The organism is Klebsiella sp. 141251, from assembly GCF_050600725.1.
Taxonomy (GTDB): Bacteria; Pseudomonadota; Gammaproteobacteria; order Enterobacterales; family Enterobacteriaceae; genus Klebsiella; species Klebsiella aerogenes.
In genome coordinates this window covers 190179-206741 of record NZ_JAQIRG010000005.1, presented here as the reverse complement: position 1 = coordinate 206741, position 16563 = coordinate 190179, and the positions used below count along the sequence as shown (strand labels likewise).

Here is a 16563-nt window from a genome sequence, read left to right as displayed (position 1 = left end):
TGGTTATGTGTGTTGCCGACGGTTCTTGCAGGTTTTATGCCATTTTCCCGGTGCGTGCCGGTAACAGCGTTAAATTTGTTAATATAAAGTTGCAAGATTGTCTTAGAAGGGAAGATACCAGCATTAACGGATAAACCGCAGCGGCAAAACGCAAAAAAACAAATTAAATGTCGAGGATTTGATCAGGACAACAAAAATGCACCAGTGGAAGGCAAAGGTAAATAAAATGCACCAAACGGGTGCATCAGGCCCCGCCCTGCCAGCGGGTAAACAGGTCCTGCGGCAGGTCAATATCAAACTGATCGATAACCCGGTTAACCGTCTGATTAATCACATCGTCCAGCGTCTGGGGACGATGATAGAAGGCCGGCACCGGCGGCATGATCACCGCGCCCATTTCCGCCGCCTGCACCATTAAACGCAGATGCCCAAGGTGGAACGGCGTCTCGCGTACGCAAAGCACCAGCGGGCGGCGCTCTTTTAACACCACGTCCGCTGCGCGGGTCAGCAGACCGTCGGTATAGCTATTGACGATGCCGGAGAGCGTTTTCATCGAGCACGGTAGAATAACCATCCCGCTGGTTTTAAACGAGCCGGAGGAGATGCTGGCGGCGATATCGCGCGCGTCGTGTACCACATCGGCCAGCGCCTGCACTTCGCGCAGCGAGTAGTCGGTTTCCAGCGACAGCGTCTGACGCGCCGCCTGGCTCATTATCAGATGGGTCTCGACCTCCGCGACGTCACGCAGCACCTGTAGCAGGCGTACGCCGTAAATCGCGCCGCTGGCGCCGGAAATGCCGATAATGAGTCGTTTCACGATGTTATACCCCTTGCGCATAGTGCCGCAGACTTTGCCGGATTATAGTCCCCGACGCAACCTGGCGGGTAAAAATAAAAAGGCCCGCGGTCTTCGAAAGACGGCGGGCCAGCAACAAGGGACCAATTAGCCTTCGTTATGCATCTCTAAGTTTTCAACTTCGGTTTGCAGTTGCACCGCTTTCGCATCGTCGTTACGCAGAGAATCAAGATAATCGAGATACTGTTGGTCAACGTCTTTGGTGACGTACACGCCGTTAAAGACAGAACACTCGAACTGTTGAATGTCCGGGTTCTCGGCGCGTACCGCTTCGATCAGATCGTCCAGATCCTGGAAAATCAGGCCATCGGCGCCGATGATCTGGCGGATCTCGTCAACTTCGCGACCGTGGGCGATAAGCTCGTTGGCGGTCGGCATATCGATACCGTAGACGTTCGGGAAGCGAATTTCCGGCGCCGCGGAGGCCAGATACACCTTTTTCGCCCCCGCTTCGCGCGCCATTTCGATAATCTGTTCAGAGGTGGTGCCGCGAACGATAGAGTCATCCACCAGCAGCACGTTCTTATCACGGAATTCGGCGCGGTTGGCATTCAGCTTACGGCGCACGGATTTACGGCGCAGCTGCTGGCCCGGCATGATAAAGGTACGACCAACATAGCGGTTTTTGACGAAGCCCTGACGATACGGTTTATCAAGGATACGGGCAATCTCCAGGGCGATATCGCAGGAGGTTTCCGGGATCGGAATAACGACATCGATATCCAGATCTTCCCACTCACGGGCAATTTTCTCGCCAAGCTTCGTGCCCATGTTCACGCGGGCGCTATAGACGGAAATCTTGTCGATAAAGGAGTCCGGACGCGCGAAATAGACGTATTCGAACAGGCATGGGTTGCTGACCGGGTTTTCCGCGCACTGGCGGGTAAACAGCTGGCCTTTCTCGGTGATGTAAACCGCTTCGCCCGGCGCGACGTCGCGCAGGAATTCAAAGCCCAGAGTATCCAGCGCCACGCTTTCGGAGGCGACCATATACTCGGTGCGGCCATCGCCGATATCGCGCTTGCCGAGCACCAGCGGACGAATACCGTTCGGGTCGCGGAAAGCGACCATGCCGTGGCCGATAATCATCGCCACGCAGGCGTACGCGCCGCGGATCTGGCGATTCGTCGCGGCAATCGCGGCGAAAATGTTATCGGCTTCCAGCGGGTAATGACGGAAATTATCCAGCTCGCTGGCGAAGATATTGAGCAGAATTTCGGAATCGGAGGTGGTGTTGATGTGGCGGCGTTTTTCTTCAAACAGCTTTTGACGCAGCTCGTGGGCATTGGTCAGGTTGCCATTATGGGCCAACGTAATGCCGTACGGCGAGTTAACGTAAAAAGGCTGCGCTTCAGAAGCGCTGGAACTGCCTGCCGTTGGGTAACGGACGTGGCCAATCCCCATATTTCCCTGCATACGCTGCATGTGGCGCGCTTCGAACACATCGCTCACCAGTCCGTTGGCTTTACGCAAACGGAAGCAGTTATTTGCATCAATGGTGATGATGCCCGCGGCATCCTGCCCACGATGCTGAAGCACCGTTAACGCGTCATAAATCGACTGGTTTACCGGCATAACACCGGCGATACCGACAATACCGCACATACGTCTTTTCCTCGTTAAGCTACATCCCAACGCTTATGCTTTGGGCAAGAAACTTGACGAGCTCTGCAGATAGTCAAAGAACCATCTGATAACGAAACTGAACTGCGGGATAAGCTCAGACTTTTGCCAGTCTTCACTTTTTGCCATACCGGTGAAGCTGTCGAGAAAGAACAGAATAGCGGAGACGATCAGCACGCCGCGCAGGGCGCCAAAACAGATCCCCAACACCCTGTCTGTTCCTGACAGACCGGTTTTCTCTACCAGAGCGCCTATCACATAGTTAACGATAGCGCCGACGATAAGCGTTGCGATAAACAATATCGCGATAGCAATCCCATTTCGGACCAGTTCGTCTTCAAAGCCCGTGAACCAGACAGCCAGGTAAGTGTAGTAATGACTGGCGACAAAGAAGGCACATCCCCATGTCACCAGCGATAACGCTTCACGAACAAAGCCGCGGATAAGGCTAACCAAACAGGAAAAACCAATTACCGCAATAATGGCGTAATCAATCCAGACCATATACATCCCACGATTTTACGCCCTGTCGTCCAGTTCGGGGCGCATTCTAACAGAAAAAGAAAACGTTTGCGTAGGGATTTCCGTGCCCTACAGAAATAAAAATGGCGCTGAAAAAACATTCAACGCCATACTGCCTGACGCCTCTTCAGGGCGTATCCGGCAAGGGTTTCAGCAGGTTAACCCGCTTGCTGGCTCACCCAATCGGAGCGGATATGGTTTTTTAATTCGGGCTATATCCCATGACCACGCCGCTCAGGCCAGAAATTTGCTGCAGCTCGCCGAGTTGCCCCTTCAGCTTGTCTTTCGACGCATCCGGCCCCACCAGAATACGGGTAATTTTACCCTGAACCGGCGTGGATGGCGATGTCCAGGCTTTAAAGCCCGAGGAACGCAGCTTACCCACGATTTCGTTAACCTTATCGGCATTCTTCAACGCCCCTAACTGCACCACATAGGCTTTTCCGGTCGGCGCCGGAATAGCGGCCTGCTGCTGTTGCGGCTGTGGTTGCGGCTGCGGTTTCGCCGGAGGCGGCGTCTGCGCGACCTGCTGCGGCTGCGGTTTCTCAACCGGCTTCGGCTGTGGTTTCGGCTGCGGCTTGGCGGCCACCACCGGCTCCTGAACTTCATCGAAGCTATTGTTGTTTACCGGGATGCGCGACGGATCCAGCGATGGCGCCGCGGCGTCTCCCGCTCTCACCTCTTCCGCGGCGCCTTCCGGCGGCTGCGAAGGCAGCGCCTGGGTAGCCGCCGGCAGCATATCCGGCTCATCGCGATCGCCCGGCTTCGGCACCAACGGGATCGCCGCAAACTCATCCTGATAATGTTTTTTCTGACCGTCGAGCAGACCCGGGAGAATAATTACCCCCAGCGCTACCAGTACAATCGTCCCGACTAAACGGTTCTGAAACTTACTCGCCACCGATTCTCCCCGCGTCTATCTCTTCCATTACATGCGCTACCGTGTGGAAGGAACCACACACCAGCACCGTATCTTCGGCTTTGGCATCCGCCATGGCGGCATGCCACGCCTGGGCTACGCTGTCATAACTTTGCCCTGCGCGCAGATGCGCAATCAGCTGATCCGCCGTGGCGCCGCGCGGCCCTTCCAGCGGCGCGCAGTACCACGCGTCTACTTCAGGCGCCAGATTCGCCAGGGTTCCGGCGATATCTTTATCATGCAGCATACCAATAACCGCCAGTACGCGCCCCGTTTTCGCTAAGGTTTTGAGACGCCCGGCGAGATAAGCCGCCGCATGCGGGTTATGCGCGACATCGAGGATCACCCGCGGCGCCTCGCTGATAATCTGAAAACGCCCCGGCAGCATGGCGTGATGAATACCGTCGCGCAGCGCCTGTTCAGCGACGTTAAGCCCGCTGGCGCGTAGCGCCGCCAGCGCCGTCGCGGCGTTCGGCAATGGAACCTGCGGCAGCGGCAGCCCTGCCAACTCGCCCTGACCATCGCTAAAGTTCCATGACTGGCCAGTCACGCTATAACGCCAGTCGTGGTCGCGGCGCAACAGCGTCGCGCCTTTTTCATCCGCCACGTCGGCAATCGTGTGCGGCATATCGGGTTCGCCCACCACTGCCGGTTTGCCGGCGCGGAAAATACCGGCTTTTTCACGGCCAATGCTTTCACGATCCGGCCCCAGCCAGTCGGTATGATCCAGCGCGATGCTGGTGACCACCGCCACGTCGGCATCGACGATATTCGTGGCGTCCAGGCGCCCGCCGAGGCCCACTTCGAGGATAACCACATCGAGCTGCGCCTGCTTAAACAGCCATAGCGCGGACAGCGTGCCAAATTCAAAATAGCTCAGCGAGATATCACCGCGTGCCGCTTCGATTTCGGCAAATGAGGCGGTATGCGCCGCTTCCGGCAGCTCAGCGCCCTGAATGCGCACGCGCTCGGTATAGCGCACCAGATGCGGCGAACTATACACGCCAACTTTATAACCCGCCGCCATCAGCACGGATTCCAGCGTCCGGCAGGTGGTGCCTTTGCCGTTGGTACCCGCCACGGTAAAGACAAACGGCGCCGGTTTTAGTATCGCCATCCGTCCGGCGACTTCGCTCACCCGCGAAAGCCCCAGATCGATGGCTTTACTGTGCAGATGCTCCAGATAAGAAAGCCACGTAGCCAGGGGCGACGTGGCCTGAGGAATAGGATCTTTTTCCATGATGTCCGCGAGAGTTAACGGTAAAAAAAAGGGCAGCGCCTGTCGGCCCTGCCCTCTGCATTATCAGGCCTCTGGTTCCTGATCCGGTACCGGTGGCACCACCTCGCCTTCGTGAGGCGCATCGGCCTGCGGCGAAGGAAGATTCATCAGTTTCGCCAGGATGCTGGCTAATTTCAGACGCATTTCAGGACGACGAATAATCATGTCGATCGCCCCTTTCTCAATCAGGAACTCACTGCGTTGGAATCCCGGCGGCAGCTTCTCACGCACGGTCTGCTCGATAACGCGAGGACCGGCGAAGCCGATCAGCGCTTTCGGCTCGGCGATATTAAGATCGCCCAGCATCGCGAAGCTCGCGGAGACGCCGCCCATGGTCGGGTCGGTCAGCACGGAGATGTACGGTAAACCGCGTTCCTGCATTTTCGCCAGCGCCGCGGAGGTCTTCGCCATCTGCATCAGCGACATCAGCGCTTCCTGCATACGGGCGCCGCCGGAAGCGGAGAAGCAGATTAGCGGGCAGTTGTCTTCCAGCGCCTGCTCAACCGCACGGACGAAACGCGCGCCAACAACGGAACCCATCGAACCGCCCATAAAGGCGAATTCAAATGCCGCCGCCACGACAGGCATGCCGTGCAGGGTGCCTTTCATCACCACCAGCGCGTCTTTCTCGCCGGTCTCTTTCTGTGCAGAGGCCAGACGGTCTTTATACTTTTTCGAATCGCGGAACTTCAGCACATCCTTTGGCTCGAGCTCGCTACCCAGCTCCACGAGAGAACCTTCGTCCAGCAGGCTATGCAGGCGATTGCGCGCCGACATACGCATGTGGTGATCGCACTTAGGGCAAACCTCCAGGTTGCGCTCCAGCTCTGCGCGGTACAGTACCTGACCGCAGCTGTCGCACTTGGTCCATACACCTTCAGGAATACTTGCCTTACGGGTGGGGGTTATATTGCTTTTAATTCGTTCAATCCAGCTCATTGATAACCTTTCTACCTGAACCTGGTCGATGCCAGTTTTGTCGCAAGGGGCGCATAATGCCACTTTTGCCCCTCACAGACCATGAATGTTGCACATTAAATCATAACATCCCGTAACATGGGATAAAAAAGTGGTCGAACCGCTCACACTTTGCGCGCCGGACGTCATTGCAACGCCCGGCGAAAATGCCGCTAAGGGCTTATTTAGCCTGCTTTGCCGCCGCCCGGCGATGGCGAATCACTTCGATAACACCTGGCAGTACCGACAGGACGATAATCGCCACGATCAGCAGCTTCAGATTTTCCTGCACGATCGGCAAATCACCAAACAGGTACCCGGCATAGGTGAACAGCAGTACCCACAGCAGCGCGCCTACCACGTTATACGCCGCAAAATGACGATAGGACATGTGGCCCATTCCCGCCACAAACGGCGCAAAGGTTCTGACGATCGGCACAAAACGCGCGAGGATGATGGTTTTGCCGCCGTGACGTTCATAGAAGGTATGGGTTTTGTCGAGATAGCTGCGACGGAAAATCTTCGAGTTCGGATTGCTGAATAGCTTTTCGCCGAACAATCTACCGATGGTGTAGTTCAGGGCATCGCCAACAACGGCGGCAATGACCATCAGCGTGACCATCAGGTGTACGTTGAGATCGTTAGTTGGCAGCGCGGAGAGCGCGCCGGCGACGAACAGCAGAGAATCTCCGGGCAGGAACGGCGTCACCACCAGGCCGGTTTCGCAGAACAGAATCAAAAACAGGATGGCGTAAACCCAGACGCCATACTGTGCGACCAGCTCCGCAAGGTGCACATCAATATGCAGGATGAAATCAATCAAAAAATGAATCAGGTCCATATTTGTCTTAGCCTTTAGTGACAACCGCCCCCTGTTACGGGGGCGCTGATATTAGTCCGCCAAAAATAGCGGGCCCATCGGCATTACCGGCAGATCGAAATGGGCCGGATAATCCACCGACACCAGATACAATCCTTCCGCTTTCGCCGTCGCGGCAGCCAGAGTCCGGTCCTTCGCCGCCAGCAGTTCTGCAATCCAGCTCTCTGGCTGGTTTCCGGCGCCTACTTCCATCAGGCTGCCGACGATGTTCCTTACCATATGATGAACAAAAGCGTTCGCCTTGATATCCACCACCACATAAGCCCCGTGACGGGTCACGTTGATATGCATCACGTTACGCCACGGCGTGCGCGACTGACATTGCACCGCGCGAAACGAGGTGAAGTCATTCTCGCCAATTAAACACTGCGCGGCGCGATGCATCCGCCCGGCATCCAGAGGGTGGTAATAATGCGTCACCCCCTGGCTTAACACCGCCGGACGCAGGCGGTGATTATAGATGACGTAACGGTAACGACGGGCCGTCGCGCTGAAGCGGGCGTGAAAATCGTCTGCTACATGCTTCACCCAACGCACGGCGATGTCACCAGGTAAATTCGCATTTACGCCCAGCGTCCACGCGGCGTCTTTACGCTGGGCGCGGGTTTCAAAGTGCACCACCTGGCCGGTACCATGAACGCCGGCGTCGGTACGCCCGGCGCAGAATACGTGTACCGGTTCGGCCGCCACCTGCGACAGCGCCTTTTCCAGCTTTTCCTGCACGCTGCGCACTTCGTTTTGCCGCTGCCAGCCGTAGTATTTGCTGCCGTCGTACTCGATGCCCAGCGCGATTTTATACACCGGCTGCTGCTGTGCTTCAGACATCAGTACAAATACTCCTGAACCAGCTTCTCGGCGATTTTCACCGCCATCAGCGCGCCGCCAAAGCGCACGTTATCGGCAACCGACCAGAACTGAATCTGCTCGGGCATGCCGTAATCGTTATGCACGCAACCGATGGACAGACGCGCGTTACCGGAAGCATCGCCGACCTGCGTCGGGAACTCGCCCTCTTCAGAAAGCTCAATATCCTCGCCGCGGGTAAAGGCGTCGCGCGCCTCCTCCGCCGCCAGCGGACGCAGCGCTTCAAAATTCACCATCTGCGCATGACCATAGAAGACCGGCGATTGCACGACGCTCGCGGAAATCATCAGGCCGTCATCCTGGAGAATTTTGCGCGCTTCATCGACGATACGTCGTTCTTCGCGCACGCTACCTTCGCGATCCGGCAGAATCGGCAACATGTTGAAAGCCAGCTGGCGACCAAAGAAATCGTCTTCATCAATCGGAATACCGTTCAGCAGCTTCGCGCTCTGCCCCGCCAGCGCATCGACCGCTTTTTTCCCCTGCGCCGAGGCAGACAGCAGATTGGTAACGGTAATACGCGACAGGCCGCCATCATCGATCAGCGGTTTCAGCGCCGTCAGCAGCTGGCTGGTCAGGCTGTTTGGTACCGCAATCACGTTACGGTTGCGGTAGTCGCCGAGGACGAACGGGTTAACGTCCGGCACCACCAGCGGCACGTCCGGCTCCAGCGCGAACAGGCCGCTAAGATCGATAACCAGACAACCGGCGTTGGTGGCTTCTTCGACATACGCCGCGCTGGCTTCGACGCCTGCGGCGAAGAAAGCCAACTGGGCCTGGGTCCAGTCAAATTCGGCGGCGTCCTGCACGATGACCGATTTGCCACCATAACGCAGATGTTCGCCCGCGCTTTCATTGCGCGCCAGCGCATAAATTTCGCCTACCGGAAACTGGCGTTCAGCAAGGGTTTCAAGCAGGGCTTCGCCTACGGCGCCGGTTGCGCCCAGTACGGCAATATTCCAGCCTTCAGACATGGTGGTGTACTCCAGAAAATAGCGACCCTGCCGGATTATCTGACAGGGGCATTAAGAAGATATTAACGAACAGGATGATGTACGGCATTAAAACCGAGCTGACGCAGCAGCGTCGCTGCTTTTTCATCGCTGCACTGTACGTACAGGGACGACCATTCGCGGCGTTCCTGATAATTTTTACGCAGCTTGTCGAATTCGCCGGCAATGCCTGCCACTTTACGCAGCGGCGCATCATCGCGGCGCACATCATACACCAAATGGACCAGCCTTTTCAGCGTCGCCTGATCGAGCGGGCCGTGCAGAGTAATGCGGCCAAATTCCGGCGCCGGCAGTAGCGTATCCAGCGCCACCTGCTGCGGATGGCCAATGAACGCGCTATAGGCTTCAAACACCTGAGTGGTGCCGCGCGCTTTGCCTTCAAGGGTATAACCGGCGATATGCGAGGTACCGATATCGACACGCGCCAGCAACTCGGTATTCAGATCCGGTTCGGGTTCCCAGACGTCGAGCACCACGCTCAGCTGCTGCCCGGCCTGCAAGCGCTTGAGCAGCGCCGCGTTATCCACCACGGGGCCACGGCAGGCGTTAATCAGAATAGCCCCCGGCTGCAGGCGGCTAATCAGCGCTTCATCGGCAAGATGCAGCGTTTTATACTGTCCGTCTTTAAACAACGGCGTGTGGAACGTCAGGATATCCGCCTGCTGCACTAACTCGTCCAGGCTGCGGAAGTCGCCTTCATCGCCGCGATTGGCGCGCGGCGGATCGCAGAGTAACGTTTTAATTCCCAGCGCTTCCAGACGTTTTTGCAAACGCCCGCCAACGTTGCCGACGCCGACGATACCGACGGTGCGGTCAGCCAGCGCGAATCCATCGCGCTCGGCGAGCATCAGCAGCGCCGAGAAAACATACTCCACCACCGCGATCGCATTACAGCCCGGCGCGGCGGAAAAGCCAATCCCCGCCTGCTGCAGCCACGCTTGATCGACATGATCGGTGCCTGCGGTGGCGGTGCCGACAAACTTAATCGTCTTACCGGAGAGCAGCGCTTCGTTCACCTTAGTAACGGAACGCACCATCAGCGCGTCGGCGTCGGTTAACGCTTCCTGCGGAATGGGACGACCGGGAACGGCCTGCACGTCTCCCAAACGGCTAAAAAGCTCACGCGCATAGGGCATATTTTCATCAACGAGGATTTTCACGGTTCAGTACCTGTCTGAGAACGAGAGTAAACCGGGGAAGTGTGCCATAATCTGGCCGCCAGGAACATCATCACCCGGCTTAAGTACAGCACTACGGTAAGGATTCATCATGACACCACCCGTTTCAGGTATGTCCGATCGCCCTCCGGGGACTGGCCCATCCGGCGCATCCGCCGTGGGTCCAAATGCGCTCACCATGCAGCAACGCACCGTTCTGGAGCGGCTGATAACGCGTCTGGTGACGCTGACATCGCAGCAAAACGCCGAAGTGTGGGCCTGCGTGAAGCACGATCTGGGTCTGAAAGGCGATACGCCGCTACTGGCGAGCCATTTCAGCGCGGCTGAGAGCAACCTGAATCAGCGCTTAAGTATCGCTCAGCAAAACCATCACCACCGGCAAATTCTCGCCCAACTCAGCGAACTGCTGACCCAGGGGAATAACCGTCAGGCGGTGAGCGATTATATCCGCCAGAATTATGGTCAAACCGTGCTGCATGCGCTGACCCAGGCGCAGCTGGAGAACGTGCTGCATCTGCTGCAAAACGGCCAGTTGGCGATCCCGCAGCCGCAGCAGCGTACGCCGACGCTGCGTCCTTTGCTGCCGGCGGAACATAACACCCTGAACCAGTTAGTGACCAAACTGGCCGCCGCAACCGGCGAATCGAGTAAGCTTATCTGGCAATCAATGCTTGAGCTGTGCGGCGTGAAATCCGGCGAGCTGATCCCCGCCACCCACTTCACCCCGCTCTCATACTGGCTGCAGGCGCGACAAACGCTGAGCGCGCAAACCGCACCGACGATGAATTCGCTGCAGGCAGCGCTTAAGCAACCGCTGGAGGCGCAGGAGTGGCAGAAAATCGCCGATTTCGCGCAAAGCAGTTGGCAGGTAACGCCAACGACGACCTTAACCAGCCCGCAAGTGCTAACGCTATTAAATAAAGTCTTTGCGCTACGCGTGGCCCGCGCCCAGGCGACAATGGCAATTACCCCGGTCGAGCCACTGCCCGCCCCCCATGCGGTGTATAGTAAAAAAGCGTGGACGGTGGCAATTGCGCTGCTGGTGGTGATTATTCTGCTGTGGCTGGTGCTGTAAGCCTAAAACAATAACGGCGGCCTGATAGCCGCCGTTATGCCTTTATTTACGTAGCGTCAACAGAGTGACCACAATCCCTAATACCGCGCAAATCGCCCCGGCAAGAAAAACGGATGCATAGCCCAACGAGGTGGCAAGCAGGCCAGTCAGCGGGCCGGTGACGCCGTAAGAGATATCCTGAAACGCGGCATAGCCGCCAAGCGCGGTGCCGCGAACCTGAGCCGGAACCCGTTTGACTACCTCAACGCCCAGCGCCGGGAAGATAAGCGAGCAACCGCAGCCGGTCAAAGCGGCGCCCGCCAGCGCGACCCAGGCGCCCGGCGCTTGCCACAGCAGCGTCAGGCCAATAGCTTCAATCAGTAGTGACACCATCGCCACCTTAATGCCGCCGAAGCGATCCGGCATCCAGCCGAACAGAATACGCATCAGGACAAAAGCGCCGCCAAACGCGGTCAACGTGAAGCCGGCCATCGCCCAGCCGTGGCTGGCGAAATAGAGCGAAACAAAGGTGCCGATTACCGCAAAGCCGACGCCCTGCAGGCCGAGACCAATTCCCGGCCGCCAGATCATGCCGATGACGCTCCATAGCGAAGGACGCTCGCCGCCGTGAGCGGGAACTTTACGGACCGTGCCGTTAATCGCCCACGCCAGCAACGGCAGCGCCATCGTGACGCAGGCCAGCGTCGCCACGCCGAAACGGCTGTAAATCAGCAGCCCCAGCGGCGCGCCCACCGCCAGCGCCCCATACATCGCCATGCCGTTCCACGACATCACTTTACCGGAACGACGCGGGCCAACCAGCCCTAATCCCCAGCTTAAGTTGCCGGTCAGCAGTTGGCTTTCACCAAAACCGAGAATCAAACGGCCCAGCACCAGCAGGCCAAATTTGGCCATTACCGGCACCGGCAGCAGCGCCGCCGCCAGCCAGGCGCCGCCGGCCAGAGCACAGGCCAACATTCCTTGCAGCACCGAGCGTTTCGCGCCGTACTGATCGGCCAGTCTCCCGGCATAGCCGCGGGTTAAGACCGTGGCGAGAAACTGGATGCCGACGGCCACGCCGACGAGAGTGTTGCCAAAACCGAGATCGTGATGCACAAATAGTGGGATAACCGGTAGCGGCAACCCCACGGTCATATAGGTCAGAAAAACCGCAAAGGTAATGCGAAATAGCGAGAGATTCTCTGAAGCGTTGTTTATCGTTTTTGTCGCTGCGGACATGCGTTACCCCAGTTTTGCAGAGCAAGGCGAGAAGATGGAATGAGAATAATGGCGAGCAATTTGCCTTCTCTCGCCGGGCGCTGTCAAGACGTCAAAAAAAGGGGAGCCTGAGGCTCCCCTGGTTCTGTTTCGTACCAATTAGGCGTTGTATTTACGCATAACCAGAGTAGCGTTGGTGCCGCCGAAGCCGAAGCTGTTGGACATCACGGTGGTCAGCTGAGCATCGGTCGGTTTGGTGACGATGTTAAGGCCGGCAGCCTGCTCGTCCATCTCTTCGATGTTAATGCTTGGCGCGATAAATCCGTGCTCCAGCATCAGCAGAGAGTAGATGGCTTCCTGTACGCCTGCGGCGCCCAGAGAGTGGCCGGTCATCGCTTTGGTGGCGGAGATAGCCGGGCTATTGTCGCCGAAGACTTCGCGGATAGCGCCCAGCTCTTTCACGTCGCCTACCGGAGTAGAAGTGCCGTGGGAGTTCAGGTAGTCAATCGGGGTATCAACGCCGTGCATCGCCATCTGCATGCAGCGCACTGCGCCTTCGCCAGATGGCGCAACCATGTCCGCGCCATCGGAAGTCGCGCCGTAACCGACGATTTCCGCATAGATATGCGCGCCGCGCGCCAGCGCGTGTTCCAGCTCTTCAACCACGACCATGCCGCCGCCGCCCGCGATAACGAAACCGTCGCGGTTCGCATCATAGGTACGGGACGCTTTGTCCGGAGAATCGTTGTATTTGGTGGACAGCGCGCCCATGGCGTCGAACTCGCAAGCCATTTCCCAGCACAGCTCTTCGCCGCCGCCGGCAAAGACGATGTCCTGTTTGCCCAGCTGAATCTGTTCTACTGCGTTACCGATGCAGTGTGCGGAAGTGGCGCAAGCGGAGCTGATAGAGTAGTTGACGCCGTGGATTTTAAACGGCGTGGCGAGGCAGGCGGATACGCCGGAAGCCATCGCTTTGGTGACAACATATGGGCCCACGGCTTTCAGACCACGCGGGCTACGCATGGCATCGGCGCCGAAGACCTGGAATTTCGGGGAGCCGCCGCCGGAACCTGCAATCAGGCCGACACGCGGGTTATTCTGGTATGCTTCCGGCGCCAGACCGGCGTCGGCTACCGCCTGCTCCATGGACAGATAAGCATAAATGGATGCGTCGCTCATAAAGCGCACTACTTTGCGGTCAATGAGGCCCGTGGTATCCAGTTTGACGTTGCCCCATACGTGGCTACGCATTCCTGAATCCTTCAGCTCCTGAGAGAAAGTGATCCCTGAACGTCCTTCACGCAGAGATGCCAGGACTTCCTGCTGGTTATTACCGATGCTGGAAACGATGCCCAAGCCAGTAATCACTGCACGTTTCATTCAATACCTCTGTAAGTCGCACTATTTTAAGTTTCGAGTCGCACAATAGCGTACACTTGTACGCCGAACAAGTCCGATCAGCCATTTTGTGTATAAATTTGCGCCTTCTGGCACACATCGTTAAGATCGCGCTACGCCTTGTGATTCGAGTAACTTACGTGAAACAAAACGCCATACAACCCGCCAACCTGGAATTCAACGCTGAGGGTACACCTGTTTCCCGAGATTTTGACGACGTTTATTTTTCTAATGACAACGGTCTGGAAGAGACGCGCTACGTTTTTCTCAACGGCAACCGGCTTGATAGCCGTTTCCCAACCCACCCGCGCTCGCTGTTTATCGTCGCGGAGAGCGGCTTCGGCACCGGGCTCAATTTCCTGACGCTGTGGCAGGCGTTTGCTGTTTTTCGTCGCGATAATCCGCAGGCTACGCTGCAAAGATTACATTTCATCAGTTTTGAAAAATTTCCGCTGAAGGCCGACGACCTGCGTCTGGCGCACCAGCACTGGCCGGAACTGGCGCCATGGGCTGAACAGCTACAGGCGCAGTGGCCGCTACCAATCGCGGGCTGCCACCGCCTGCTGCTCGACGATGGCCGCGTCACGTTGGATTTATGGTTTGGAGATATCAACGCGCTTACCGACCAGCTTGATGATTCCCTTAACCGCCAGGTCGACGCCTGGTTCCTCGACGGCTTCGCGCCGGCGAAAAATCCGGATATGTGGACGCCGGGGCTGTTTTCCGCCATGGCGCGCCTGGCCCGCCCCGGCGGCACGCTGGCGACCTTTACCTCAGCCGGTTTCGTGCGCCGCGGGCTGCAGGAGGCCGGTTTTAGCATGCAAAAACGCAAAGGCTTTGGCCGCAAGCGCGAAATGCTAATCGGCGAATTGACCGCCGACGCTCCGACGCTGGCGCGGACGCCATGGTTTGCCCGCAGCGGCAGCCAATCGCGCGAAGCGGCGGTGATCGGCGGCGGTATCGCCAGCGCCCTGCTCTCGCTGGCGCTGCTGCGTCGCGACTGGCAGGTGACGTTGTACTGCGCTGACGATGCGCCCGCCAGCGGCGCATCCGGCAATCGCCAGGGCGCGCTGTATCCGCTATTAAGCCAGCACGATCCAGCGCTGGCGCGCTTCTTCCCGGCGGCGTTTACTTTCGCGCGCCGCGTTTACGACGCGTTGCCAGTGGAATTCGATCATCAATGGTGCGGCGTAACCCAACTCGCCTGGGATGAAAAAAGCGCGCAGAAAATCGCCCAAATGTTGGCGTCAGATATACCTGCGGAGATCGCCCGCGCGGTGACGGCGGATCGGGTCGCTGAACTTACCGGCGTTGATACCGGCTGTGGCGGCATTACCTATCCTGCCGGCGGCTGGCTGTGCCCGCAGCAGTTGACGGCAGAATTGCTGTCGCTGGCGGCAACGCAGGGACTACGCAGCCACTTCGGTTATCCCGTTGAAACGCTCAGCGCGGAGGGCGACGGCTGGTTGCTCAATCAGCAGCATCATCATCAGGCGGTGGTACTGGCGAACGGACATCGCCTGACTGATTTTGCCCAGACCGCGCAGTTGCCGGCTTATCCGGTCGGCGGCCAGGTTAGCCATATCCCCACCACGCCGGGGCTTTCCGCCCTGCGCCAGGTGTTATGCTATGACGGCTATCTGACGCCGCAGAATCCCGCGAATCAGCAACACTGTATCGGCGCCAGCTATCATCGCGGCAAGACAGATACCGATTTCAGCGCCGAAGATCAGATGCAAAATCGCCAGCGCCTGATTGATTGTTTCCCGCAGGCGGCATGGGCAAAAGAGGTGGATGTTAGCGGCAACGACGCCCGCTGCGGCGTACGCTGCGCCACCCGCGACCACCTGCCGATGGTGGGCAACGTTCCGGATTATGAGAAAACGTTGACGCAGTACGCCACGCTTCACGAACAGCAGGAAAATGTCGACAGCGCGCCGGTTTATCACAATCTGTTTATGCTCGCGGCATTGGGATCTCGTGGGCTGTGCACCGCGCCATTGAGCGCCGAACTGCTGGCCGCGCAGATGAGTGAAGAACCGCTGCCGCTGGATAGCGACACGCTGGCGGCGCTGAATCCGAATCGGCTGTGGGTGAGAAAACTGCTGAAGGGAAAAGCGGTAAAATAACGGCGACTTGCGCCTTATCCGGCCTACGGTCCGTGCGGTCTGCCGTTAATTTATTCACTACGCAGGCTAAAACTGCCGGCGCTGGTGGCCTAAAAACCCCCGGTGGCGCTGCCGCTTACCGGGGCTACCGCGCTGTGCGATTTGGTAGCCCGGAAGGCCCTGTGCGCTCTCTGCGCCACGGAAAACATATTGCAGAAGAATTAACCGGGAGCGCAAGATACTCTGGAGCGAAACGAGATAAATGCTTTCTCAAGATAAAAATTGCAAACCGATAACAGTATCTACAGCCTGGTAGCCCCGGTAAGCGCAGCGCGACCGGGGAGAGTCTCCGGATGTCGGCTAACGCCTCATCCGGATGACATCAGTTATCAGGCCTGATTTTTCGCCTGCTGGTACAGGTTATTCCACATTCCCTGCACCAGAATCTGATCCGGCGGCGACAGTTCACCCGCGCTGATGGCCTTTTCCAGGCTGCTGGCGACTTTATCATTAATCGCCTGCGCCGAGTGCTCCCCTTCCCCTTCCAGCTCGGCCACCGCCAGCGTCAGGTGGCCGCGCAGATAACCGCCAGCAAACAGTTCGTCATCACTGGCGTGGTCTACCATATCGTCAATTAACGCCAGAATGCGTGATTCAAACTCCGCGATCATCGTCTTTCCTCTTTCATTTGTAA

General features: G+C 57.8%; 16 protein-coding genes. 3 read left to right on the top strand and 13 right to left on the bottom strand.

All coding sequences use genetic code 11. The annotated features are described in order from the left end of the window. Window positions 1–5: 5 nt before the first annotated feature. Entirely contained in the window at window positions 6–134 is a 129-nt protein-coding gene (locus tag PGR09_RS13525; RefSeq protein ID WP_161801912.1) for a hypothetical protein, read from the top strand. Window positions 135–244: 110 nt separating this feature from the next. Here the strand turns inward: PGR09_RS13525 and PGR09_RS13520 are convergent, their stop codons facing one another. From PGR09_RS13520 to pdxB, 10 genes are all read right to left on the bottom strand, one after another. Continuing rightward, entirely contained in the window at window positions 245–817 is a 573-nt protein-coding gene (locus tag PGR09_RS13520) for a UbiX family flavin prenyltransferase (protein WP_047043317.1), read from the bottom strand. A 126-nt stretch (window positions 818–943) separates the two neighbouring features. Further along, window positions 944–2461, bottom strand: coding sequence for an amidophosphoribosyltransferase (gene purF / locus PGR09_RS13515; protein WP_047043320.1), 1518 nt, complete (start codon window positions 2459–2461; stop codon window positions 944–946). Between the two features lie 33 nt (window positions 2462–2494). After that, the gene (cvpA, locus tag PGR09_RS13510; protein WP_015706172.1) at window positions 2495–2983 is read right to left on the bottom strand and encodes a colicin V production protein; all 489 of its coding nucleotides are present in this window, start codon (window positions 2981–2983) and stop codon (window positions 2495–2497) included. Window positions 2984–3203: 220 nt separating this feature from the next. Next, window positions 3204–3902, bottom strand: a complete 699-nt coding sequence (dedD, locus tag PGR09_RS13505; protein ID WP_045391498.1) for a cell division protein DedD — start codon at window positions 3900–3902, stop codon at window positions 3204–3206. Continuing rightward, the gene (gene folC / locus PGR09_RS13500; RefSeq protein WP_047043324.1) at window positions 3892–5160 is read right to left on the bottom strand and encodes a bifunctional tetrahydrofolate synthase/dihydrofolate synthase; all 1269 of its coding nucleotides are present in this window, start codon (window positions 5158–5160) and stop codon (window positions 3892–3894) included. Before folC ends, dedD begins: the two co-directional genes overlap by 11 nt. Before the next feature lie 63 nt (window positions 5161–5223). Beyond that, window positions 5224–6138 carry an acetyl-CoA carboxylase, carboxyltransferase subunit beta gene (gene accD / locus PGR09_RS13495; protein ID WP_015365554.1) on the bottom strand — a complete coding sequence of 305 codons (915 nt, stop codon included), beginning with the start codon at window positions 6136–6138 and terminating at the stop codon, window positions 5224–5226. Window positions 6139–6337: 199 nt separating this feature from the next. After that, entirely contained in the window at window positions 6338–6997 is a 660-nt protein-coding gene (locus tag PGR09_RS13490; protein ID WP_047066227.1) for a DedA family protein, read from the bottom strand. 51 nt (window positions 6998–7048) lie between these two features. Further along, on the bottom strand, window positions 7049–7861 hold the full coding sequence (gene truA, locus PGR09_RS13485) for a tRNA pseudouridine(38-40) synthase TruA (RefSeq protein WP_032708800.1): 813 nt from the start codon (window positions 7859–7861) through the stop codon (window positions 7049–7051). Further along, window positions 7861–8874 (bottom strand): aspartate-semialdehyde dehydrogenase, encoded by a 1014-nt coding sequence (locus tag PGR09_RS13480; RefSeq protein ID WP_045364476.1) that lies wholly within the window; start codon window positions 8872–8874, stop codon window positions 7861–7863. Before PGR09_RS13480 ends, truA begins: the two co-directional genes overlap by 1 nt. A 62-nt stretch (window positions 8875–8936) precedes the next feature. Continuing rightward, a complete protein-coding gene (gene pdxB / locus PGR09_RS13475) occupies window positions 8937–10073 on the bottom strand; it encodes a 4-phosphoerythronate dehydrogenase PdxB (RefSeq protein WP_047078310.1) in 1137 nt (378 codons plus the stop codon). A gap of 109 nt (window positions 10074–10182) precedes the next feature. Between pdxB and flk the strand changes: the two genes are divergently transcribed. Next, window positions 10183–11166 (top strand): flagella biosynthesis regulator Flk, encoded by a 984-nt coding sequence (gene flk, locus PGR09_RS13470; RefSeq protein WP_020078229.1) that lies wholly within the window; start codon window positions 10183–10185, stop codon window positions 11164–11166. Window positions 11167–11208: 42 nt separating this feature from the next. Here flk and PGR09_RS13465 read toward each other — a convergent pair whose 3' ends face one another. Further along, a complete protein-coding gene (locus PGR09_RS13465) occupies window positions 11209–12384 on the bottom strand; it encodes an MFS transporter (protein ID WP_045391503.1) in 1176 nt (391 codons plus the stop codon). A 138-nt stretch (window positions 12385–12522) separates the two neighbouring features. Beyond that, on the bottom strand, window positions 12523–13743 hold the full coding sequence (gene fabB / locus PGR09_RS13460) for a beta-ketoacyl-ACP synthase I (protein WP_015706178.1): 1221 nt from the start codon (window positions 13741–13743) through the stop codon (window positions 12523–12525). 158 nt (window positions 13744–13901) lie between these two features. On the opposite strand from fabB, the gene mnmC reads away from it, so the two are divergent. After that, window positions 13902–15890, top strand: coding sequence for a bifunctional tRNA (5-methylaminomethyl-2-thiouridine)(34)-methyltransferase MnmD/FAD-dependent 5-carboxymethylaminomethyl-2-thiouridine(34) oxidoreductase MnmC (gene mnmC / locus PGR09_RS13455; protein WP_316423253.1), 1989 nt, complete (start codon window positions 13902–13904; stop codon window positions 15888–15890). 368 nt (window positions 15891–16258) lie between these two features. On the opposite strand, the gene PGR09_RS13450 is transcribed toward mnmC, so the two are convergent. After that, window positions 16259–16540 (bottom strand): YfcL family protein, encoded by a 282-nt coding sequence (locus PGR09_RS13450; protein WP_045391507.1) that lies wholly within the window; start codon window positions 16538–16540, stop codon window positions 16259–16261. Between the last annotated feature and the right edge of the window lie 23 nt (window positions 16541–16563).

What these genes read in the sequence shown, in the direction of transcription:
- PGR09_RS13525 (WP_161801912.1), top strand. Translation starts at nt 6, where the DNA reads ATGTGTGTTGCCGACGGTTCTTGCAGGTTTTATGCCATTTTCCCGGTG.
- purF (WP_047043320.1), bottom strand. Translation starts at nt 2,461, where the DNA reads ATGTGCGGTATTGTCGGTATCGCCGGTGTTATGCCGGTAAACCAGTCG.
- cvpA (WP_015706172.1), bottom strand. Translation starts at nt 2,983, where the DNA reads ATGGTCTGGATTGATTACGCCATTATTGCGGTAATTGGTTTTTCCTGT.
- folC (WP_047043324.1), bottom strand. Translation starts at nt 5,160, where the DNA reads ATGGAAAAAGATCCTATTCCTCAGGCCACGTCGCCCCTGGCTACGTGG.
- accD (WP_015365554.1), bottom strand. Translation starts at nt 6,138, where the DNA reads ATGAGCTGGATTGAACGAATTAAAAGCAATATAACCCCCACCCGTAAG.
- PGR09_RS13490 (WP_047066227.1), bottom strand. Translation starts at nt 6,997, where the DNA reads ATGGACCTGATTCATTTTTTGATTGATTTCATCCTGCATATTGATGTG.
- truA (WP_032708800.1), bottom strand. Translation starts at nt 7,861, where the DNA reads ATGTCTGAAGCACAGCAGCAGCCGGTGTATAAAATCGCGCTGGGCATC.
- PGR09_RS13480 (WP_045364476.1), bottom strand. Translation starts at nt 8,874, where the DNA reads ATGTCTGAAGGCTGGAATATTGCCGTACTGGGCGCAACCGGCGCCGTA.
- flk (WP_020078229.1), top strand. Translation starts at nt 10,183, where the DNA reads ATGACACCACCCGTTTCAGGTATGTCCGATCGCCCTCCGGGGACTGGC.
- PGR09_RS13465 (WP_045391503.1), bottom strand. Translation starts at nt 12,384, where the DNA reads ATGTCCGCAGCGACAAAAACGATAAACAACGCTTCAGAGAATCTCTCG.
- fabB (WP_015706178.1), bottom strand. Translation starts at nt 13,743, where the DNA reads ATGAAACGTGCAGTGATTACTGGCTTGGGCATCGTTTCCAGCATCGGT.
- PGR09_RS13450 (WP_045391507.1), bottom strand. Translation starts at nt 16,540, where the DNA reads ATGATCGCGGAGTTTGAATCACGCATTCTGGCGTTAATTGACGATATG.